Source organism: Trueperella bialowiezensis (assembly GCF_900637955.1).
GTDB lineage: Bacteria > Actinomycetota > Actinomycetes > Actinomycetales > Actinomycetaceae > Trueperella > Trueperella bialowiezensis.
On record NZ_LR134476.1, the window covers coordinates 841,451 to 861,633 of the forward strand.

Consider the following 20,183-nt stretch of genomic DNA (forward strand, 5'->3'; position numbering starts at 1 on the left):
CAATCGTTCCGCTCTCGCGTGAGACAATGGAGACATGATTGCTCGCGAAGGATCCAAAGTATCAATCATCGGCGCGGGAGCAGTGGGCTCATCACTGGCCTACGCCTCGCTCATTCGCGGGGTCACCCGCCACCTCGTCCTCCAAGACATCAACGAAGCAAAAGTTAAAGCCGAAGCTCTCGACCTCATGCACGGCGGACAATTCATGCCCGAAGCTATCGTGCAAGGAACTGCCGACGTCGCCGTCACAGAAAATTCCGACGTCATCGTCATCACCGCAGGAGCCAAACAAAAACCCGGCCAAACCCGGCTCGACCTCGCCCAATCAACCGTGCGGCTCATGTCGACGATGCTACCGCCGTTAGCAGAGCGCTCCCCCGACGCCATTTTCCTCATGGTTACTAACCCGGTGGACGTTACTACGATGGCCGCCATCGACATCCTCGGCCTCCCGCCCGAGCGGGTATTCGGCTCGGGCACCGTGCTCGACTCAGCGCGGCTGCGGCAGCTGGTCGCTTCTCGGGTGGGCGTCTCGGTGTCGAACGTGCACGCCTATGTTGCCGGCGAACACGGCGATTCCGAAACACCCTTGTGGAGCACCGCCACCATCGGCGGCGTTCCGATCGAAGAGTGGGAATCACAGACCGGCCAGCTCGGATTCGACGAACGTGAAGACATCGCCAACCGGGTCATCAACGCCGCCTATGAAGTGATCGCCGGAAAGGGGGCCACGAACTATGCGATCGGCGTGGTGGGCGCACATATTTTGCGCACGATCCTCCGCGACGAGCAGGCCATTCTGCCCGTGAGCCGCCAGCTCAACAACTGGCACGGCATGTCCGACACGTGCATATCAGTGCCCACCTTGGTGGGAGCTTCGGGAGCCACCCGTCAGCTTGAACTGCCGCTGTCCGAGCACGAGAAGGCAGCGCTCGAGTACAGTGCGGACCAAGTGCACTCCACATACGACGATCTGAAGCATCTCCTCTAAGCCCTAGGCGGAAGACCCTCGCCACTGTCGGGGCTCAACCAGTTTGCTCTACGTATGAGGTGCTACAGTTTTCACTTCAATTTTCAACCCGAGCGCCGTGAGCACCTTTGTGATGGTCTGCCAGGACGGATTTCCGTTTTCGGACAGTGACTTATAAAGGGAAGCTCGACCAACATTAATTTCCCGCGCGATGTGCGTCATGCCTCGCGCCTTGGCGACATCACCGAGCGCTGCTTGCAGCAAAGCGGGGTCGCCATCCTCAAGTGCCGCATTCAGGTAAGCGGCAATGTCCTCATCCGTTTCCAGATAGTCACTGGCATCCCACGTGCTGACTTCTATGCCCATGTTCCCTCCCCCTTTGACGTCCACACCCAATTGTGTCCCACCGGATACAGCTGGGCAATACCCGAGCGCTGACACTAACCGTTCCCGGGGTACCTGTTTCGTTCCTGGGGTAGACAAATCGCCGGATTCGGTACCCCGGGAAGCGAACGTGTACCCCGGGAAGCGCCAATAGACACTGGCACGCCAACAAAAAGTGCCCTCGATAGGAATCGAACCTACGACACCGGCTTTAGGAGAGCCGTGCTCTATCCACTGAGCTACGAGGGCATGGAGGCTACCAGCTATAGCGGTAGCCAGCCTGTAAATCATACCTAATACTTGCCCGCTTACGAAAAGCACAGCACAGTTAGCCGACCACTTAGTCTGGCTGACCGAAAGCTGCTCTCGGCTCACTAGCAGCTACTCTCGGCTCACCGGCAGCTGCCGTGGCTCACCAACATTAGGGCAGCACTCGCAGAATTTGCGCTATTGCTCCCCGTCGGCGACGATACCTGGTTCGCCTTCGTCTACGAATTGCACGGGCTCGGGGCCGACGTCATCACCGATCCGCACTCGCCTAGGCACCACCATTGTGGGGCATGCGGAGTATCCAAGGAGGGTCTGCGACGTCGATCCGAGCAGCAATCCGGTGAAGCCGCCGCGTCCGCGAGTGCCGAGGACTATCAGGTCGGCGTCTTCGGATTCGGTGGCGAGAATGTGTGCGGGGCTACCTTCAACGGCGACGATCTCGACGTCGATCTTGCGGCCCTCGTCAACTTCAGCGAGTGCTTTTGCCATGGATTCTTCCATGTCCCGAAGGTGCTCTTCGCGGAATGCGTGCGCGGGCACCCAGCCGGCTGCGGCAGGGTTGACGGCGGTGATCACTTTGAGCTTTGCACCCCAACGGTCGGCCTCCCACACTGCGCGTTGCAGTGCCATCTTCGAGTGCCGTGAGCCATCCACGCCTACCACAACTCGTTTGATCGGCAGGTTCTCATCAGCGCTGCCCGTCGGTACTACGACGGTGGGGCAGTATGCGTTCGCCGGTACGGCAGAGGACACTGTGCGAAGGAGCCGATCTGCGAGCCTGTTCGTGTGCTGGGCCCGGCCGCCCACCACCATGAGCGCGGCACGCTTCGACAATTCCACGAGCACTTCGGTAGGATCCCCAAATTCGAGCGCGGAGGTCACTTCCACGCCTTGGCCTTCGTAGGATTTCACGGCGTCGTCAACGATCTTCTTCGCCGAATCAAACAGATGGTTCGTGTTGCCCTGCCCGGCTTGAAACTCCGGGGTCATATACTGCGAGGGCAATTCGTAGCCGCACACGATGTGCAGCCGTGCCTGCCGTGCTCGAGCTTGGGCATGCGCCCACTGCAAGGCGGTCTGCCCCGCCTCAGATCCATCAATTCCAACTACAACAATATTTTCGTGCGCCATTGCAACCTCCCAGCTTTATTATCGCACTACACGGCTTCGCGCGCACCAGCTTTTTTCGAGCCGGGGCACACGCCGAGGCGTTGGTTGACTGATGGCTAGTCGACTGCCGCGGCGAGGCGTGCCAGCGAAGGTGGGAGCGAAATTTCGTACGTGCCCACGTATTCTTCCACGTCCCCCACGAATTGGCGTTTGAAATGGACCACGCCGGCATCCGACGCATCCTCCGAAAAGTCGCCGGTCATCCCGTAGAAGTTGTACCAGCGAATCCCGTTTTCGGCCGCCCACTCGAACATTGCTCGGTGGATGAGGTAAATCCCGTAGTAACTGTTGAACTCGGCGTAGGCGCCAGAGACGAGGTAGGTCAGCTCGTTTGGCGAAGCCACAAAGAATGACGCCGCTAACACGACTTCGTCGCCATGTTCGGCACGCACTTGCTCGGTTTCCGCCGCGCGTTTGGCGAGCACCTCTAGCCGTGATTCCATTTCTTTGCCACGGTTGCGCTGCTTTTTACTGAGCTGCTTGCCCTCGGCCACAAGTTCTTCTTCGCGACATTTCAGATCGGCAAGGTCCTGGTGGATCTGGTCTTGTTCGGTGGCAATCTGACGCAAATATTCGGGCGCGTTCAACACGGCGACGGGAAAGAACGCCGCGTCTTCGCCCATGTTCGTCGCAAGCTGGCGATAGTACTCGATCTCGGCTGCTGACGGGGGAGGCTGTCCAGTACGCTCGGCGGTATGCTGCAGCACGTCCTCGAGCACGCCGATCTTATCCGGGGTGAGGAACTCGACGCTCACCCCGTTGGTTCCCCACCTATTGAACGCGGTGCGCACTTGTTGCGACACGCTCTTGGTAATCGCAGGGAAGTCCATGCCGGTGATGTCTTTGACGTAGACGAACTTCATCTGGATGTCGCTCGCATCGTTGAAGTCTTTGTCGAGGCGGTGGGCACCCAGCTCCTCTAGTAGGCCAGCCACGAACTGGCCGTGCTCGGTGGGGCCCTGACGCGTCACGTCGTCGTACGTGGCAGCGACAACCGGAGGGACGAAACGTGCCTCAACCACCCGCTTATCGCGGCGAAGGAAATCGAGTAGCCCCTCATAGAAGCATCGCTCAGCTTGTTGCGAATACGTCGTAAAAGTCGGCCCGAAAATCAAGTTAGCTTTCCGGAACACTTTCTTCCACGGTTGGAAGACGACGGCGCCCGCGGCTACGATCTGTTCCGGATCGCCGTCAACCACCCCGACTAGCTCAATCTGCAGTCCGTCTTGCCTCCGAGTAGTGACATAGGCGGGAAGCTGAGTGAACGACATCCGTTCTACCTGCGCTGCAAAGCGCGCATAGGAATCATCATCTAGCCGAACAAATCGCATTTTCCCTCACTTGCGTATCTCGCCACTCCACCCTATCGTGAGCTTCTTGAAGAAATAGTGAAAGGGAGCCGATTCTGTGAGAACCCGCTCCCTTCCCGCTATGTTTATGCGATTAGCCGAATACTCGGATGACGGTAGGCGTACCTCCGCCCCATGAATCTGGGCCGATCCTCGTGCCCATATTCGGATTCCACGAGCCAACATTCTGGCCGCCACCTACAGAAATCGCCACGTGGCCGGGCCAGTAGAGGATGTCGCCAGGCTGCGCCTGCGAGTACGGCACCTGACGGCCAACCGAGAGCACCGAAGTGGTGTATCCGCCGATGTGCACGCCGTGCTGGGCGTACACGTAGCGCACGAAACCGATGCAGTCCCAGCCGGACGGCGTGGTGCCACCCCAGCGGTACGGTGAACCAATGTAGGCCATTGCCGTGTTAGCTACCGAGCTGGACGACCCCGAGTAGACGGGCGCAGGCTCGGCCTCTTCGGTGTAGCTGGCTTCCGCGTTGGTTGCAGTGCCGGCGTCGTTGGATGCAGTTTGCTCGTAGCCGGTATCAGCCTGGGTTTCCTGCTCTTCCACCACGGGTTCTGGAGCCGCTTCGGCTTCCACAACCACGCGCTGCATTTCCCATTCGCCACCCGATACCGTGTTCAGCTCGAGCGACGTGGGCTCGGCCGACTCAGCCGCGGGCGTCTGAAGCGCCACAGCAGCAGCTTTCCGGGAATCAATGCTTTCGTTGTCCGGTGAGGCAAACGCGATCGGCGCACTCAGACCCACCAGCATACCTGCTGCTGATGCGGTGGCCGCTGTCGTCATGGTCTGCTTCGAGAAGGTCGCCCGAGGCTTGACCATTTCGTGACGTCCCGCCATAAAAATTCTCCGTAGTTATGCTTGACTGCCTGCTTGTTAGACACGCAGTTTCCTGTGCGTTTTTCGTACAGGGTTCATCGTAACGGAAGAATAACAATTTGTCACGATTTGATAACGATGGGGTTCGTCACTGTGATTCGTTCACGAAAATTCCGCGTGCCACTTCAGCTGACAGGCGTACAGAGTACCCCTCGCGACTCACCAGAGCGCTATCGGCGTCGATTGCGTCCACGGAGATATTAACACCGGGGCGCAGTTCTTCATAATCCAGCATGGCGAGCACGTCTTCGTGTAACTGCGCAATCTCCGCAAGACGGATGATCTCGTATTCAGTGCCGTCGCCTACCCGGCTCACATCCATCACTGACACCAGGCCGGCTTGCGCCACAGTCGCGATCTCCGTGGCGTCGGCGGCCGGAATCGGGTTGCCGAACGGATCGGTTTCCGGGTTGTCCAACAGTTCGGCGATCTTATCGGCGACGACGTCGGACACCACGTGCTCCCAACGGCACGCCTCCTCGTGAACGGCAGCCCAATCTAGTTTGATGACGTCGAACAGCAGCCGTTCCGCAAGACGGTGCCGACGCATGACCTGGATAGCCGCATTCTTCCCGGTCTCAGTCAACACAATCTGGCGGTTTGGTGCCATGGTCACAAGGCCGTCGCGCTCCAACCGGCCGACTGTTTCCGACACGGTCGGCCCCGACTGGCCGAGCCGCTCCACAATACGCGCCCGCAATGCCGGCACGCCTTCCTCATACAACTCGTAGATTGTCTTGAGATACATCTCAGTAGTATCGATTAACTGACTCACGCTGAACTCCTCCACCCTCTATTTCGATAATAATAACCGAGTTGCGAGAACCATATGGATACGACCGCGGTCTATTTGAGACGATGGGGGCATGACGAACACACACTCCGATCTTGACCAGCAGTTCCCCGCTCCTCGTGATGGCCGTTTTGGTTCTGGCCCGTCGAAAGTTCGCAGCCAGCAGCTCGCCGCGATTCAAAGTCCGCCGATGGGCACCTCGCATCGGCAGGCTGGCGTGCGTGACGTCGTCGGCTCTATTCAAGCGGGGCTCGCCGAGCTTTTCCGCCTGCCTGACGGCTACGAAGTGTTGCTTGGCAATGGCGGGGCGAGCGCGTTGTGGGATGCGATCACGTTCGCGCTCATTGAGGACCGCGCCCAGGCGGCTGTGATCGGTGAGTTCTCGGGCAAAGCGGCTCGTGCAGTGGAGCGCGCCCCATGGCTTGCTGACCCGGATATGCGCCGCGTGGAGCCCGGGCAAGTTATCGAGTGCGCCACCGTGCCGGGTATTGACACCTATATATACGCACACAACGAGACCTCGACGGGCGCGGCCGTGCCGCTCGTACGCTATGGAGACGACGGGGCGCTGACGGTAGTGGACGGCACGTCGATTGCCGGCGGAGTAAACGCGGACGTGTCTGCCGCCGACTTCTACTACTTCTCGCCACAAAAGTGTTTTGGGGCCGACGGCGGACTCTGGCTCGCCTTCGCATCTCCGGCAGCGTTGGAGCGTATTGAACGGCTGGCGGCCGAGCGGTGGATCCCCGATTTCCTTAATCTCCAACTGGCGGTCAACAACTCGCGCAAGTCGCAAACGCTCAACACTCCAGCGATCGCCACGCTCCTCATGTTGGATAACCAGGTTTCGTGGATGCTAGACAGCGGCGGGCTCGATGCTATGGAAGCCCGCTCGCGCGCCAGCTCGGATGCGGTCTACCAGTTGGCAGAGCAGCGCGAGTTTGCCAGCCCGTTTATTGCGCCCGAGTTCCGTTCGCCGGTGGTGTGCACGATTGATTTCACCGACGACGTCGATGCCGCCGGTATCGCCAAAGCACTACGGGCACGCGGGATCGTGGACATCGAACCCTACCGGTCGCTCGGGCGTAACCAGTTGCGGATCGCCACGTTCCCCGCGATCGACACGGAGGACGTGCGCGCACTCCTGGCCGCGATCGACCACGTCATAGCCGCACGTTAACGCCCCAGGAGCCGGGCTCGAGGGCGCCTCGAGGGCGCTAAACCTCCCCGTTTCTCCTTATATAGCAGTTCTGCCGGACTCGACGCCGCCCAACCCCGCCATTTCTGCTTATATAGCAATTCTGGCGCGGTATGGGCGGCGTGCAAGCAGGATTCCTAGGCGATTCCTAGCGCCCGCGTGATGGGATCCATGAGGAAGTAGATGACGAATAGCCCGGCGGTGATCCACATGAGTGGGTGCACGTTCTTGGCTTTGCCGATCACGGTTTGCATGAACGCGTAGGCAATGAAGCCCACACCAATACCTACGGTGATTGAGTAACCGAAGGGCATGAAGATGATCGTGATGAAAGCCGGGATAGCCACGGAGAGGTCTTCCCAGTCGATGTCCACCACTTGTTGCATCATCATGAATCCGACGACGACGAGCGCAGGCGCCGCAGCCTGCGAGGGCACGACGGCGAACAGCGGCGCGAGGAAGGTTGAGGCTAAGAATAGGATTCCGGTGAAGATCGCGGACAGGCCGGTGCGTGCGCCTTCACCCACGCCTGTTGCGGATTCCACGAAGGACGTGTTGGATGAGACGCCGCCCATACCGCCTGCGATGGCGCCGACAGAGTCGACGAGCAGGATTGCTTGGGTGCGCGGCGGGTTGCCGTCGTCGTCGAGGAGGTCACCTTCGGAGGCAACGGCCACCATGGTGCCCATCGTGTCGAAGAAGTCGGCGAGCATGACGGAAAAGGCGAGTACGGCGACGGCGAGCACGCCGAGTTTCTGGAAGGGCCCGACGATGGAGAACTCGCCGAGCGTGGAGAACTCGGGGATGTTGATGGGTGATCCGGTGAGTTTAGGTTCGGTGAGTCCCCAGCCGCCTACCTTGCCGACGGCTTCGACGACAACGGCGAGCACCGTGGAGATAACAATCGACCACAAGATTGCGCCCTTCACCCTGCGAGCTAGTAGCGCGATCGCGAGGAACAGACCGAAGATGAACACGACGAGCGGCCAGGTTGAAATCGAGCCGTTAACGCCGAACACGAGCGGGGTGCCTTCACCGCTGGAGACGATGCCGGCGTTGACGAGGCCCACCAGCGCAATGAACAGGCCGATGCCTACGGAGATGGCGGTGCGTAGCACTTGGGGGACGGCGCGGAAGATCGCTTCGCGCAGGCCCGTGATCACGAGCAGCACGATGACGATGCCTTCGATGACGATGATGCCCATGCCGTCGGCCCACGTCATCCCCGGCAACTGGACAACCGTGTAGGCGATGATCGAGTTCAGGCCGAGCCCGGCCGCGAGCGCGAGCGGGAAGTTGGCCACGGCGCCCATGAGGATCGTCATGATGCCGGCCACGAGAGCAGTGCCGGCCGCGATGGCTGCCACGTTGGGTTCGTTGCCGCCGCCGAGGAACGCGCCTGTTGAATCCGGGCCAGACAGGATGAGGGGGTTGAGGACGAGGATGTAGACCATGGAGAAGAACGTGACGAGGCCGCCGCGTAGTTCTTGGCCGATGGTTGAGCCACGTTCGGTGATGTGGAACGTGCGGTCGAGCCAGCCGGTGGGCGTGGACGTGCGTGTGGATGTCTGTTGTGTATTCACCTCTTGAGTCTCACACAGGAGAACAACCGGAGCAAATTTTGTCTCACCATTCGACCAAAAATACGCCGCCCCCATCTCGCCTTTTGGGATTCGTGGTCGACGGCTCATTATCAGGGCACGTCAGCTTGGACGAAGCGGCCAAACCCGCGGGCGCGGACTTTGCCGTCGTCGGCCCGCACGAACACTGCTTGGCCAGTGTTGAGAACGTGCTGCTGCCCGGACTCAGTCCACAGTTCACATGCCCCTTCGAGAGCGAGGATGATTCGCGGCCCGGCTCCACGTATCGACGCCGTCCGGTTGGCATGCCGCAGTTCGATGATGGACAGTTCGAAGTCGTCGACTGGCGCATAGTGGGTCGATTGGATGGGCGAGATGCGTTCGGGGGCGATCCTGATCGGTGGGGCGGCCACGGTTTCTACAATGTTAAGCAGTTCTGGCACGTTGACGTATTTGCTTGTGAGTCCGGCGCGCAGCACGTTGTCTGAATTGGCCATGATCTCCAGGCCAAGCCCGGAAGTGTAGGCATGGACGGTGCCGGCCGGGGTGAACATGGCTTCCCCCGGTTGCAGCGTGACGGGATTGAGTAGCAACGACGCCACGGCTCCCGGATCACCCGGATAGTTTGCGGCGAGTTTGGCGATGATCGCATCTGCACGAGGCGAGGGAGAATCATCCGCGGGCCGGTTCTGGCATGCGGCGACGACGTCGGCAACCGCCTGCGCGTCGGGGCGCGTGTCTTCTTGGAGGAGGGAAGCAAAGGCGTCGCGTACGCCACGGGCATCAGGCTGGGCTCGAATGCAGGCCGCGAGCGCGTCTGTCAGCTCGGTGTTCAGCCCTTCCAGCACGCCGAGGATCCGGCGCGGAGTACGGAAACCGACGAGCGCTTCGAATTGGGTCATCGCATAGACGAGTTCTGGTTTGTGGTTGCGGTCCTTGTAGGACCGCTCGGCCGCGTCGACGTCGATACCTGCCGCTTCTTCCCGGTCAAACCCGATGCGTGCCTGCTCCAGGGACGGATGGACTTGCAGTGATAGCGGCTTGGCCGGGGCGATCAGTTTGAGCAGATAGGGCAGTTGGCCACCGTGGTGATTAACGACGTCGGCGCCCAGGGTTCCTTCTGGGTCCGCGGCAATATATCCTCGCAAGTCGCTAGCCGCGCGCTCGCGTGCGTGCCTGCCTGCCTCGCCAGCAGCGAGATCGGCGTCGTTGAGCGCGATTGCACGAGAGTCGACGTCGCAACGCGCCGGGCCTGCCGGATGGGCGCCGAGCCACAGTTCAGCAACCGGGAAACTGGCGGCGGGTTTGCCGAACGTGCCCGGGATGAGGTGGGCGGCTCCCCAGTCGTAGTCCTTAACGCGCCCTTGGATGACGTGCATTGTTTCGGTTAGCTTTCGACGACGTCCATACTGATGTCGTTAACCACCGGCTCGGACTGGTCCCAGATTTTTTCTGGGGCGCGCACATCCGTTTCCGAGTGAGCGCCGCAGCCGTGATCGAGTGAGACCACGCGCCCGTCAAATTCCGACCATTCATTCGCACACACGCCGAAGAGTTGCCGGGCCGACCCGCCCATGTGCATGAGATACCCACACGCCGAACAGGTGGCTTTCGCAGCGCGAGTGGACCTGTTTTTTGGTCCGCCCGGACCTTCATACCAGCGTTGAAAAGCTGCGCTACGGCCCTGGTCCGATAGGACACGCGCCCTACCCAAGCCCATGTCATAGCCGGCGAGCTGATCGGCGTCAGCCCCCGTTTCTGAAAAACCCGGCATCAACTCTTCCGGGTCGTCATTGGGTTGAAGGTTCGCGTCGTCGGGATTGTAGGGAAGCCGGTCGGTACCGGACACGTCGTCGGGGCGCAGCCGATCCGCCCACGGCACCCAGTCGGGGGCGAGCAGGGCGTCGGGCCCGGGAAGGAGCGTCACCTCGTCAACTTTCGGGGTGCGCCCGCGAGGAACCCGCGATAGCGTCACAGTCCAGAACCAGCCGCGATATCCAGGCAGCTGGCACACGAACGCGTGAGTGATCACCCGCTCAGCTTCGTAGACGACGCCCGCATGCTCACCGATCGACGATTCGTGCGTAAGTTCAACGAGCGCTTGGCGAGCCACGTCAACAGTGCCCACGAGCGTTTTTTCTTTTGTGATGTTGTGGCTTGGGTTAATACGGTTAGACATCAAAATCCTCGGCGAGAGTGCGCAAGGCTCGTGCGATCCGCGGCCCGCCATCCGGGTAACGCCCGCGGCGAAGCGAATTTGAGGCGGAATCCAAAATCTTAATGAGATCTTCGATGATGGGCACCATATCTTCTGGCGAACGGCGGTTCGCCGCTGCCAACGACGGCGTCTTTTCCAGCACCGTCACTTGCAAGGCTGCCGGCCCGCGGCGCGTTTCTCCAACGCCATATTCCACGCGGGTTCCAGAGCGAAGCCGGGCACCGATCGGCACGGCGCTAGCAGGCAGGTAGACTTCCTGCCCGTCGTCGCCTGTAATGAATCCGAAGCCCTTCTTGTCGTCGAAGAACTTTACCCGTCCTGTAGGCACCTAGCGCTCTCTTTCGTCTGTTGATAATACTTTCCCCTATTATGGCACTTTCTTAGCGTCGCGGCCTACCATGCGTGCTTTACAGCATTTCTCACACGGTTGCCCTGCGATCTCAGGGGATACGCCCAGCGCGCAGAAATTATGCCGTGCCACCTGCATACCTGATATCTTGGTGGTGCGCGCCACACGTGCCGTTGTGGGTGGTTCGTAGGAGGAGGACGACGTGACATCGCACCGGTTTGTAGCCAGCCTGTTCACGCTCGGGATCGTGTGCACACCGGTCATCTTAGCTCCTGCGGCTCTCGCCAGCCCGGCTGGATCGAGCCTTTCGGCTGCTTCGGGTCTTTCGGTTGCCTCATCAGAGTTGCACACCGCGAACGGGGATAGCGTGGATCCGATGCGCTTGGATTCGCTGCTGACTGACGACGCCGGAGTGCTCGACAACGCGGGCGAAATCGAGGCGGTCTTGGAGGCGATTCCGAACGGGGAGCTACGGATCGCGATAGTTACTGATACCGGCCCTCATAACAGGCGAAAGTGGGCGTGGGATACTCACGATCTCAATAATTTTCCACGTACGACCGGCGTGATTGTTGTCAGCATTGACGATGAGGAGGTCGGCTGGTATGCGCCTGGCCCCGAACCCGGTGTGACTGACGCGGCGATCGACAAGGCGCTCACCGACGAGGTCCTTGACATGCTTGCCGCTGGCGATTGGAGCGGTGGAACTCTGGCGATCGCACAGAACGTGTCCTCAATCGCGGATGGTGGTAAGCCCGTGGTGGGCGGCCCGCCGGATATCCCGTGGCTTGCGATTGGTGGAGGCGTGTTCGTAGCCACCGGCGCAGTTGTTGGCGTGTCCGTGCTACGTAAGCGCCGGCGCGAAAGCAATCAGGAATCGGATGCCGACGACCGCGTGTCAGGCGCTTCTGCAGCGCTCATCAAGACCGACGACGAGCTGCGTTCTGCCACCGAAGAGCTCGAGTTTGCCCGCGCCGAGTTTGGGTTGGAAGCCACCCAGGATTTCCAAGAGACGCTTGCTACGGCCCGCGAGGCGATCAGTGAGGCTTTCCAGATTCACGGCGTGCTTCATGACGAGCATCCGGAAAGCGCGCAAGAAAAGATGCAACTGGCCGGGCGGATCGACGAGCTTGTCACGCAGGCCCGGCATGCGCTAACTGAGCACACGAAGAAGTTTTCGCAGCTGCGCGAACTGGCCTCGCGGGTGGAAGAGGTCATCGGCGAGATCACGATTCGTTGCGATGAGATCGCCGAACGCCTCGAGATTGGCGAACGCACGCTTGCCAATCTCGAGTTGAACTTCCCCGAATCGGCGCTTGGCACCCTGCGTACTTATCCGGGGCAGGTGTCTCGCCTCTTGACGGCTACGAAGGAATCGATTGCGACCGCTCGGGACAAGCTCGGGGCAGGCGACCGCAACGGTGCCGTTCCCTACGTCCGGATGGCCGAGGGCACGCTCAACCAGGCCTCCCAGCTTACCGATACCCTTGTTGAGGCTCCGCAGGCGCTCGCCGCTAAACAGGAGGAAGTGGCCCGGCAGATTGAATCGTTGCAGGCCGACGTCGCAGACGCCGCCCGGCTCGGAGCCAATGACCCCGCCGTCGAACCTCACCGTTCCCGTGCCGAGGACGTGCTACGGCGCGCCGTGACCGGCATGGCTGATCCGTACCTTATTTCTGCAGAGCTTCACGACGCCGAAACGGCACTCGACCTCGCGCTCGCACCGCAGCGCAAAGCCGAGGACGTCCGCAAGAGGTTGAACTCTGACGTGAGCAAGGCTGAAGAGCTTGCAGCCCACGCGATCCGGGAGGCCGACGCGGCCCTTACCCGTTACCGGTACGTGGTCAATATTGGAGCGCGCATCCAGCTCTCGCGCGCAGAAAATGATTTCACCCGGGCACGCCAGGAAGATGATCCTCGCGAAAAGCTTCGCCTGTTTGAATCTGCGCGCAACGCCGCCGAGCGTACGAAGCAGGCGATCCTCAACGACGTCGACCCGCACCTGCACCAGCGCCGTTCAACATCGGCCGACGCGTTCGCTGGGGCACTATCGGGTTCGATCATCTCGAGTATTTTCGAGGAGGTCTTCGAACCTCGCAACATTCAGATCAACAACCGCGGCCGGCGCAGGTCTGGCCGGAGCTCCTCGGGCTTTGACGGTTCGTTTGGCGGCGGCGGTGGCAGCCGCGGTTTCGGAGGCAGCTCGGGAGGTAGCCGCAGCTTCGGCGGTGGCGGTGGCGGCAGCCGCAGCTTTGGTGGCGGCGGTAGCAAGAGTTTCGGAGGCCGGTAGCCGGCAACAAGCATTCCAGACAACAACTATAAAACCCAGAAAGGTCACAACTCATGGCAGAAAAGCAGTCGATCCTCGGGCGGATTTCCCAGCTCGCGCGGGCCAACATTAACGCACTTCTTGACCGGGCGGAAGACCCGCAAAAGATGCTCGATCAGATGGTTCGCGACTACACGAACTCCATCGCCGAGGCCGAAGACGCGGTGGCGGTCACGGTCGGCAACCTTCGGCTTGCTGAAGCTGACTACAACGAAGACATCCGCTCGGCTCGCGAATGGGGTCAGAAGGCCCAAGCCGCTGTCACCAAGGCCAAGCAGATGCGCGAGGCCGGCGATGAGAAGGGCGCCGAAAAGTTTGACAACCTCGCCCGCGTCGCCCTGGAGAGGCAGATCCAGTACGAGGGCGAAGCGCGTACCGCCGAGCCGATGATCACTTCCCAGCAGGAGGTCGTTGACAAGCTCAAGGACGGCCTGAACACGATGCGCAACAAGCTCGAAGAGCTCAAGACCAAGCGTGATCACCTGGTCGCCCGGCAAAAGACCGCGGAAGCACAAAACCGGGTCCAGGACGCGATCGGCTCGATCAACGTCCTCGATCCGACCTCCGAGCTGTCGCGCTTCGAAGACAAGGTGCGCCGCCAAGAAGCTATCGCTGCTGGCAAGGCCGAGGTGGCGGCGTCGTCGCTCGAAGACCAGTTTGCTGCACTGGAGTCGACCACGAACAGTGCCGAAGTCGAGGCACGCCTCGCAGCTTTGCAGGCTGGCGACGAGCCGAAGGAGATCGAAGGCAAGGAGTTCACCTCCTACTAAGCGTCTCGCGATCTGAGCGCAAGCGCCCCGCTTTTGGAACAAAACGTCTCGCAGTTCAAGACTTTTCTGAAGCGGGGCTGCTTTATGTCCGAATCGCGATATGCTTTCGGTATGTATTTACTTATTGACGGTGAAAATATTGACGCGACCCTGGGGGTCAACATCCTCAAACGTGCCCCGCACCCGGAGGAGCGGCCGCGGTGGGATCGCGTACTCAACTACAACCCGTGGGCACGCGGCGATTCGTCTGACGGCAGCGATTCGCAGCAGGATACGCCAGCGCCAGTGGGCCTGTTCTTCATGAACGCCAGCCAGCGCACTGCCATGACTTTCGTGCAAGCCCTCCTCGCGATCGGTTGGCAGCCCATCCTTCTTACCTCTGACGATCCGAACATTAAGATCGTGGACGCGGGCATCCAAAAAACGCTCACCGCGATCGGCACGCATCGGCCCGGCGCTGACATCATCATCGCTTCCCACGACGCCGACTACCTGCCCTACGTCTCCGACCTGCTCGCCGCCGGACACCGTGTGGCGATCATGTGTTTCCGCGAATACCTCTCCGTCCAGCTCGCCGAACTCGAAGACCGCGGTCTGCAGATCATCGACCTCGAATACGATGTGGGCGCATTCAACCAGACGCTCAATCGGATCTATCCGATCGAGATCGACGAGTTCGACCCGCTCCCCTACCTCTAAGCCACCGGCCTCCTGCTACCGGCCTTCTGCTACGGGCTCTAAGCCGCCGGTCGGAGCCGGTAGGCTATCGCGGCGGCACTTTTTACGGCAAGATGAAGATATGGTCGCACAGGTAGATAACGATAAGCCCGAAGCAAAGATTTTAGTGGTCGACGACGAGCCCACGATCCGTGAGCTGCTGTCGGCGTCGCTGAAATTCGCCGGTTTCGACGTCGCCACCGCCCAAGATGGTGCGGAGGCGATGCGCACCGAACGCGAATTTGGAGCCGACCTCGTGGTTCTCGACATCATGCTTCCGGACATGGACGGTTTCGCCGTGCTCGAAGCGCTCCGCGAACGCGAACCGGACCTGCCTGTTCTCTTTCTTACTGCGAAAGACGACGTCCGCGACCGGGTACACGGCCTGCAAATCGGGGCCGACGACTACGTGACCAAACCGTTCTCACTCGAAGAAGTCGTGGCTCGCATCCGAGCGATCTTGCGCCGCACCCAACCGGAGGACGACGCACCCGAAATCTTGCGCTATCACGACCTCGAGATCAACGAAGACTCGTACGAGGTGCGCCGAGCCGGGCGCGTCGTCGAACTCTCCCCCACCGAATACCAACTCCTGCGCTACCTGCTGATCAACGCCGAACGCGTGGTGTCGAAAATCCAGATCCTTGACCACGTGTGGGACTACAACTGGGAAGGCGAAGCGTCGATCGTCGAATCGTACATCTCCTACCTGCGCCGCAAGATCGACAGCGCAGAGGCGCTCGGCATCACCGATCCGGACGAGGCCGCAGCCCTCGAACCGCTTATCCACACCAAGCGCGGCATCGGCTACGTGCTGCGGCGGCCGAAATGACGCGCAACCACTTTGCAGATTCGCGGCCAGCGCCCAAACCGTGGCGCACCCTATCCGTGCGCATCGTGTTCGCATTCATGTTGCTCATGGCAGTGGTGCTCGTGGTCGTGTCCTGGCTGGCCACGGTCACACTGCGCTCCTCGCTCATTGAGGAAACCGACCGCAGCCTGCGCTCGTCCGGCCGGACCATCGCCACAGTCACGATTGAACAACTCCTCGACGATTCACGTTCCCAAGTTTTCCCATCCGAGTTCTACCTCTACATCACTTATGACGATCCGTACCGAGGCGAGCCCGCCTCCGAATTTTCCGTGGTCAACCCGGTGATCGCAGAGAAGAACGGCACGCCAGCCAATCCGCGCCAGCTTGCCGCTCACCCGACGTCGGGCCCCATCACCGTACCGTCCACGCTGGACGGACAAGAGTGGCGGATCATCACCACGGATCTCACGTATTCGCCCACGAACCTCACCTCGGTTGGCTCGGTGGTGATCGGACTGCCGCTCGAACAGATCGAAGAGACCGTGCGCAACCTTGCTGGCGCACTGGTCACGCTCGTCCTCATTACCCTCGTGCTCGGTGCGCTCACCGCCTACCTCATCGTCGATCAATCACTGACCGGCCTGCGTGACATCGAACGCGCCACCCACGAAGTGGCCGCCCGCAACCTATCCGTACGCGTGCCCACCGGCACCGACGGCTCCGAAGTCGCCCTGCTCGGCCAGTCCATCAACCGTATGCTCTCCCGCGTCGAAGAATCCTTCGAAGCCCAAGCCGCCTCCGAAAAGCGAATGCGCCAATTCGTCTCCGACGCCTCACACGAACTACGCACCCCACTGGCCACCATCCGCGGATACGCCGAACTGTACCGCCTCGGCGGCGTACCCGACGACGGCGTTGACCTCGCCATGTCCCGCATCGAATCTGAATCCCAGCGCATGGCACACCTCGTCGACGACCTTTTGCAGCTCGCCCGACTCGACGAACGGCGCAAAATCAACATGCAACGCGTGGACCTCACCGCCACCGCGTTCAACACCATGCAAGATTTCCACGTGCGCGCCCCGGACTGGCCCGCCCGCGTCATCGGGCTCGACGGCGAAGAACCGGAGTCCGTCGTCGTCATCGCCGACCAAGAAAAAGTCACCCAAGTCATCACCAACCTGCTCTCCAACGTGCTCACCCATACGCCTCAGAACACGCCACTCGAGGTAGCCGTGGGGACGGGAGCTGGCGGAGCCGGGATCGTGGAAGTACGCGACCACGGGCCGGGCATTTCACCCGAAGATTCTGAGCGGATCTTCGAACGTTTCTACCGCACGGACGCCTCCCGCTCGCGTGTCTCCGGCGGTTCCGGGCTCGGGCTCGCCATCGTATCGGCCATCATGCACATTCACGACGGCGAAGCGCACGTACGCGAAACACCCGGCGGCGGGCTCACCGTACGGCTAGAATTCCCCGCCGAACAAGCCGAGCCGGAGGCAAGCAAAAACTAGCCGGCTTGGCAGCTGGCGGGTCTTGGCAGCTGGCGGGTCTTGGTGTTCTAATCGCCGTTAGTCGGGTGAGCGGTACCCTGGTCGAGCATGGCAATAATGTGGTCGCGTACGCGCCCCATGAAATCCTCGGCGGTCTCGTCTTCCAGCGCCTTCATCGGCTTTCCAATGTACATGTCGATGGGTGGGCGGTTCGGGGTGGGCAAAACCGCACCCACCGGCATCGCCTCGTGCCCGCCACGCATCGCCAGCGGCACGATCGGAATATCGAACTTGATCGCGAGCGCCGCCGCACCCACCTTGAACTCCCCGATCTCGCCGGTGCGCGAACGGGTGCCCTCCGGGAAAATAAGAATCGGAATGCCATCTTTGAGCAGGCGGGACGTCATGCCTTTCGCCCGGCCCGCATTCGGATCGCGTGATTTGTGTTTGCGCTCGATCGGATACGTGTTGAAGAACACCGAGGTCAGCTTAGAGATTCCGGGGCGCCGATACCAGTAGTCGGCGGCCGCACCCGTGGCCAAGTTTTCCGTCATGTGCTCAGGCAGCAGCGTGAACACCATCGGCGCATCAAGATGCGACGTATGATTACACACCACAATATACGCGCCCGTCAGACCCTCCACGTTCTCCTGGCCTGTCACGGACGTTTTCAACACTGCCTTGATCACCGGGCGCGTCAAAAACTTGCGCACATTCCTGCGCACGTTCTTCTTTGACTCGGAATGGTAGTCGTCCAGCGGCTGCAGGTTCGTCATCGGCGCCCTTTATTCAGCTTCTTGACCACAACCTTCACCAGCGACGCCGGCGCATGCTTCGCCAAAAAGCCAATCACTTTGAAACGCTTCGACGGCGTGGACGTGGTTTTCCCGGCGTCGACGTCGGAAAGGCACTCGGCGACCACACGTTCGGCGTCCAACCACAGCCAGTTCGGGATCGACGACGTCGACACCCCCGAACGCTGGTGGAACTCGGTGCGCACCCAGCCCGGGATAAACGTGACCACGTGAACCCCGAACTTGCCGACCTCGATGGCCAGGGAATCAGACCACACCCGCACGAAAGCCTTAATCGCCGAATAGGCACCCATCGGAGCAGCACCCGCCATCGAGGAAGTATTAATAATCACGCCCGCGCCACGCTCCTTCATCGCCGCCGCGGCCGCCCCGCCGAGCACCATCGGCGCCCGCGCCATAAGCTGCGTGCCTTCAAGCAAGGCGGTCGGATCAGCGGTTGCCATCCGCGTGTAGAGTCCGGCACCAGCATTATTGACGAAAACGTTAATCGGAGACTCCTGCGAACCGAGCCGCTGCGCAACGCTGCGTACGCCGTCGTCGTCACCCAAATCGGCTGCCAGCACCTCGACGTCAACGCCACGGGCGCGCAAGTCGGTGGCCACCTCCTCAAGGCGCTGCTCGTTGCGAGCGACGAGGACCAGATCGAGGCCGCGGTCTGCAAGCTGGCGAGCAAAAGTAAGGCCAAGGCCAGACGACCCGCCTGTAATAAGTGCGCGTCCGTGTAACGGTGAGGGGTGATCAGCCATAGTACCTACGTTCATTTGCCACGCGTGCGGGCCGCACGCCTTAGTATCTAGATAATGCCATTGTAGGTAGAATCTCGGTCGTCCTCGAAATGTTGGAGTGAGATGTCTCGAATTGATGTTCCTTCGTGGGTCACGCGATCGTTCGCGCAGGCCGCAGTAGACGCGGGCGCCAGCGCCTCGCGCGCGGAACTCGACGTCGCCTGCCTCGATTTCATTGACCTGTGGTCCACCCCCGGCCGCCACTTCCACGACACCCGCCACCTGTTCGACCTGCTCACCCGCGTGGACCAACTCGCATCCGAAGCGCAAAACGCCAACGAAGTACGGCTCGCCGCCTGGGGACACGGCTGCGTGTTTTCCACCGATGAGCTCACCAGGTATCGGCGCAACGCAGGAGAAGACCGCGAAGCCTCCGCACGCGTCAGCGCCGACATCTACCGCGGGCTCGGGATTCCGCCCGAGGTGATCGACGCCGTGTGCGCGCTGATCCTCGACATGCGCCGCCACCCACTCCCCACCCCCGAATCAGGCAAGTTCGACTCCGCCGACATGGACCTACTCGTGCTCGCCGACGCCCACCTCGGCGTGCTCGCCAGCGAACCGCAAGCATACCGCTCCTACATGGCCGGCGTGCGCGCCGAATACGCCCACATACCTCCCGAAAAATTTGTGAGCGCACGGCTCGAAGTGGTCTCGCGGCTACTGGGGCGCCGCACGCTATTTTCCACTCCGCTTGCCGCCGACTGGGACGGGCCCGCCCGCCAAAATCTAGAATCCGAAAAAGCCCGGCTCACCGCCGAGCTCGAAGACCTTTCGGGTGGTGGCGATGCTGGTGGCGAGGGGGCACGTGAAGCAAGCGCGGGCGATGTGAGCGCGGGCGCAAGGGATCCGGGCGAGGGCGACGCTACCCGTGGCGCGGGTGATACGGGCGGGCAGACCGGCAACGATGCGCATGCCAGGAACGATGCCGCTGCGGCTTCTGGTCCGGTGACTGCCGAAGTCAGGGAACCCGAGCCGGGGGCGGCACCATCGCAGATCACCTACGGCAGGTCGTCGCTTGAGGAGCCGGCGGAGCACATGGATCCGGGGTCGCCGAACCGGGTGCTCACCCCGGAAGAAGCAAAACAGGCTCGCAGGGACGAAATCGCTAAATTAGCGCGAGAAAAGTCCGAGCGTGCCCGCAACGAGGCCGAGAAAAACGCTTCCACCTGACATCTGGGGAAACTTTTCCCGCCCTAGCCGGAGATCTTCGTATATGCCAAGATCGGCCGCTATAGCGTGAAAAGTTTCCTGTCGGAGCAACACAAAAGGCGCCGAACCGACTCA

At 61.1% G+C, this 20,183-nt stretch carries 19 protein-coding genes and 1 tRNA gene; 8 read left to right on the forward strand and 12 right to left on the reverse strand.

Annotated elements, in window-relative coordinates:
- Positions 1-34 precede the first annotated feature (34 nt).
- Entirely contained in the window at positions 35-991 is a 957-nt protein-coding gene (locus EL234_RS03880; protein WP_126416232.1) for an L-lactate dehydrogenase, read from the forward strand.
- Between the two features lie 48 nt (positions 992-1,039).
- On the opposite strand, the gene EL234_RS03885 is transcribed toward EL234_RS03880, so the two are convergent.
- The 6 genes from EL234_RS03885 to EL234_RS09490 form a co-directional block, all read right to left on the reverse strand.
- Entirely contained in the window at positions 1,040-1,336 is a 297-nt protein-coding gene (locus EL234_RS03885; protein ID WP_126416233.1) for an addiction module antidote protein, read from the reverse strand.
- Between the two features lie 194 nt (positions 1,337-1,530).
- Positions 1,531-1,603 (reverse strand) — tRNA-Arg (locus EL234_RS03890).
- A gap of 198 nt (positions 1,604-1,801) precedes the next feature.
- On the reverse strand, positions 1,802-2,755 hold the full coding sequence (locus tag EL234_RS03895; RefSeq protein ID WP_126416234.1) for a universal stress protein: 954 nt from the start codon (positions 2,753-2,755) through the stop codon (positions 1,802-1,804).
- A 95-nt stretch (positions 2,756-2,850) separates the two neighbouring features.
- Positions 2,851-4,125 carry a peptidoglycan bridge formation glycyltransferase FemA/FemB family protein gene (locus EL234_RS03900; RefSeq protein WP_126416235.1) on the reverse strand — a complete coding sequence of 425 codons (1,275 nt, stop codon included), beginning with the start codon at positions 4,123-4,125 and terminating at the stop codon, positions 2,851-2,853.
- 112 nt (positions 4,126-4,237) lie between these two features.
- Positions 4,238-4,996, reverse strand: a complete 759-nt coding sequence (locus EL234_RS03905; protein WP_126416236.1) for a C40 family peptidase — start codon at positions 4,994-4,996, stop codon at positions 4,238-4,240.
- Between the two features lie 127 nt (positions 4,997-5,123).
- The gene (locus tag EL234_RS09490) at positions 5,124-5,810 is read right to left on the reverse strand and encodes a metal-dependent transcriptional regulator (RefSeq protein ID WP_126416237.1); all 687 of its coding nucleotides are present in this window, start codon (positions 5,808-5,810) and stop codon (positions 5,124-5,126) included.
- A gap of 91 nt (positions 5,811-5,901) precedes the next feature.
- On the opposite strand from EL234_RS09490, the gene serC reads away from it, so the two are divergent.
- On the forward strand, positions 5,902-7,008 hold the full coding sequence (gene serC, locus EL234_RS03915) for a phosphoserine transaminase (protein ID WP_126416238.1): 1,107 nt from the start codon (positions 5,902-5,904) through the stop codon (positions 7,006-7,008).
- Between the two features lie 155 nt (positions 7,009-7,163).
- Here serC and EL234_RS03920 read toward each other — a convergent pair whose 3' ends face one another.
- The 4 genes from EL234_RS03920 to EL234_RS03935 all read right to left on the reverse strand — a co-directional run bounded on the left by EL234_RS03920 (position 7,164) and on the right by EL234_RS03935 (position 11,152).
- A complete protein-coding gene (locus EL234_RS03920; protein WP_241969086.1) occupies positions 7,164-8,609 on the reverse strand; it encodes an NCS2 family permease in 1,446 nt (481 codons plus the stop codon).
- Between the two features lie 110 nt (positions 8,610-8,719).
- A complete protein-coding gene (gene manA, locus EL234_RS03925) occupies positions 8,720-9,985 on the reverse strand; it encodes a mannose-6-phosphate isomerase, class I (protein WP_126416239.1) in 1,266 nt (421 codons plus the stop codon).
- Positions 9,986-9,993: 8 nt separating this feature from the next.
- Positions 9,994-10,785, reverse strand: a complete 792-nt coding sequence (locus EL234_RS03930) for a DUF3027 domain-containing protein (RefSeq protein ID WP_241969088.1) — start codon at positions 10,783-10,785, stop codon at positions 9,994-9,996.
- Positions 10,778-11,152: a cold-shock protein gene (locus tag EL234_RS03935; protein ID WP_126416241.1), complete on the reverse strand. Its 375-nt coding sequence runs from the start codon at positions 11,150-11,152 to the stop codon at positions 10,778-10,780. Before EL234_RS03935 ends, EL234_RS03930 begins: the two co-directional genes overlap by 8 nt.
- Positions 11,153-11,375: 223 nt before the next feature.
- Between EL234_RS03935 and EL234_RS03940 the strand changes: the two genes are divergently transcribed.
- The 5 genes from EL234_RS03940 (at position 11,376) to EL234_RS03960 (ending at position 17,317) form a co-directional block, all read left to right on the forward strand.
- Positions 11,376-13,463 carry a TPM domain-containing protein gene (locus tag EL234_RS03940; RefSeq protein WP_126416242.1) on the forward strand — a complete coding sequence of 696 codons (2,088 nt, stop codon included), beginning with the start codon at positions 11,376-11,378 and terminating at the stop codon, positions 13,461-13,463.
- Between the two features lie 53 nt (positions 13,464-13,516).
- A complete protein-coding gene (locus EL234_RS03945) occupies positions 13,517-14,272 on the forward strand; it encodes a PspA/IM30 family protein (RefSeq protein ID WP_126416243.1) in 756 nt (251 codons plus the stop codon).
- A 111-nt stretch (positions 14,273-14,383) separates the two neighbouring features.
- Positions 14,384-14,971, forward strand: coding sequence for an NYN domain-containing protein (locus tag EL234_RS03950; RefSeq protein ID WP_126416244.1), 588 nt, complete (start codon positions 14,384-14,386; stop codon positions 14,969-14,971).
- Positions 14,972-15,071: 100 nt separating this feature from the next.
- Positions 15,072-15,821, forward strand: a complete 750-nt coding sequence (locus EL234_RS03955; protein WP_126416245.1) for a response regulator transcription factor — start codon at positions 15,072-15,074, stop codon at positions 15,819-15,821.
- A complete protein-coding gene (locus EL234_RS03960; protein ID WP_126416246.1) occupies positions 15,818-17,317 on the forward strand; it encodes a sensor histidine kinase in 1,500 nt (499 codons plus the stop codon). The genes EL234_RS03955 and EL234_RS03960 overlap by 4 nt, the downstream gene beginning before the upstream one ends.
- Positions 17,318-17,364: 47 nt before the next feature.
- Here the strand turns inward: EL234_RS03960 and EL234_RS03965 are convergent, their stop codons facing one another.
- Both EL234_RS03965 and EL234_RS03970 read right to left on the reverse strand, forming a co-directional pair.
- The gene (locus tag EL234_RS03965; RefSeq protein ID WP_126416247.1) at positions 17,365-18,072 is read right to left on the reverse strand and encodes a lysophospholipid acyltransferase family protein; all 708 of its coding nucleotides are present in this window, start codon (positions 18,070-18,072) and stop codon (positions 17,365-17,367) included.
- Positions 18,069-18,857, reverse strand: coding sequence for an SDR family NAD(P)-dependent oxidoreductase (locus tag EL234_RS03970; protein ID WP_126416248.1), 789 nt, complete (start codon positions 18,855-18,857; stop codon positions 18,069-18,071). Before EL234_RS03970 ends, EL234_RS03965 begins: the two co-directional genes overlap by 4 nt.
- Before the next feature lie 102 nt (positions 18,858-18,959).
- Between EL234_RS03970 and EL234_RS03975 the strand changes: the two genes are divergently transcribed.
- On the forward strand, positions 18,960-20,069 hold the full coding sequence (locus EL234_RS03975; RefSeq protein WP_126416249.1) for an HD domain-containing protein: 1,110 nt from the start codon (positions 18,960-18,962) through the stop codon (positions 20,067-20,069).
- Positions 20,070-20,183: the final 114 nt, after the last annotated feature.

What these genes read in the sequence shown, in the direction of transcription:
- EL234_RS03945 (WP_126416243.1), top strand. Translation starts at nt 13,517, where the DNA reads ATGGCAGAAAAGCAGTCGATCCTCGGGCGGATTTCCCAGCTCGCGCGG.
- EL234_RS03970 (WP_126416248.1), bottom strand. Translation starts at nt 18,857, where the DNA reads ATGGCTGATCACCCCTCACCGTTACACGGACGCGCACTTATTACAGGC.
- EL234_RS03965 (WP_126416247.1), bottom strand. Translation starts at nt 18,072, where the DNA reads ATGACGAACCTGCAGCCGCTGGACGACTACCATTCCGAGTCAAAGAAG.
- EL234_RS03950 (WP_126416244.1), top strand. Translation starts at nt 14,384, where the DNA reads ATGTATTTACTTATTGACGGTGAAAATATTGACGCGACCCTGGGGGTC.
- EL234_RS03930 (WP_241969088.1), bottom strand. Translation starts at nt 10,785, where the DNA reads ATGTCTAACCGTATTAACCCAAGCCACAACATCACAAAAGAAAAAACG.
- EL234_RS03885 (WP_126416233.1), bottom strand. Translation starts at nt 1,336, where the DNA reads ATGGGCATAGAAGTCAGCACGTGGGATGCCAGTGACTATCTGGAAACG.
- EL234_RS03895 (WP_126416234.1), bottom strand. Translation starts at nt 2,755, where the DNA reads ATGGCGCACGAAAATATTGTTGTAGTTGGAATTGATGGATCTGAGGCG.
- EL234_RS03900 (WP_126416235.1), bottom strand. Translation starts at nt 4,125, where the DNA reads ATGCGATTTGTTCGGCTAGATGATGATTCCTATGCGCGCTTTGCAGCG.
- manA (WP_126416239.1), bottom strand. Translation starts at nt 9,985, where the DNA reads ATGCACGTCATCCAAGGGCGCGTTAAGGACTACGACTGGGGAGCCGCC.
- EL234_RS03955 (WP_126416245.1), top strand. Translation starts at nt 15,072, where the DNA reads ATGGTCGCACAGGTAGATAACGATAAGCCCGAAGCAAAGATTTTAGTG.
- EL234_RS03975 (WP_126416249.1), top strand. Translation starts at nt 18,960, where the DNA reads ATGTCTCGAATTGATGTTCCTTCGTGGGTCACGCGATCGTTCGCGCAG.
- EL234_RS03960 (WP_126416246.1), top strand. Translation starts at nt 15,818, where the DNA reads ATGACGCGCAACCACTTTGCAGATTCGCGGCCAGCGCCCAAACCGTGG.
- EL234_RS03905 (WP_126416236.1), bottom strand. Translation starts at nt 4,996, where the DNA reads ATGGCGGGACGTCACGAAATGGTCAAGCCTCGGGCGACCTTCTCGAAG.
- EL234_RS03880 (WP_126416232.1), top strand. Translation starts at nt 35, where the DNA reads ATGATTGCTCGCGAAGGATCCAAAGTATCAATCATCGGCGCGGGAGCA.
- serC (WP_126416238.1), top strand. Translation starts at nt 5,902, where the DNA reads ATGACGAACACACACTCCGATCTTGACCAGCAGTTCCCCGCTCCTCGT.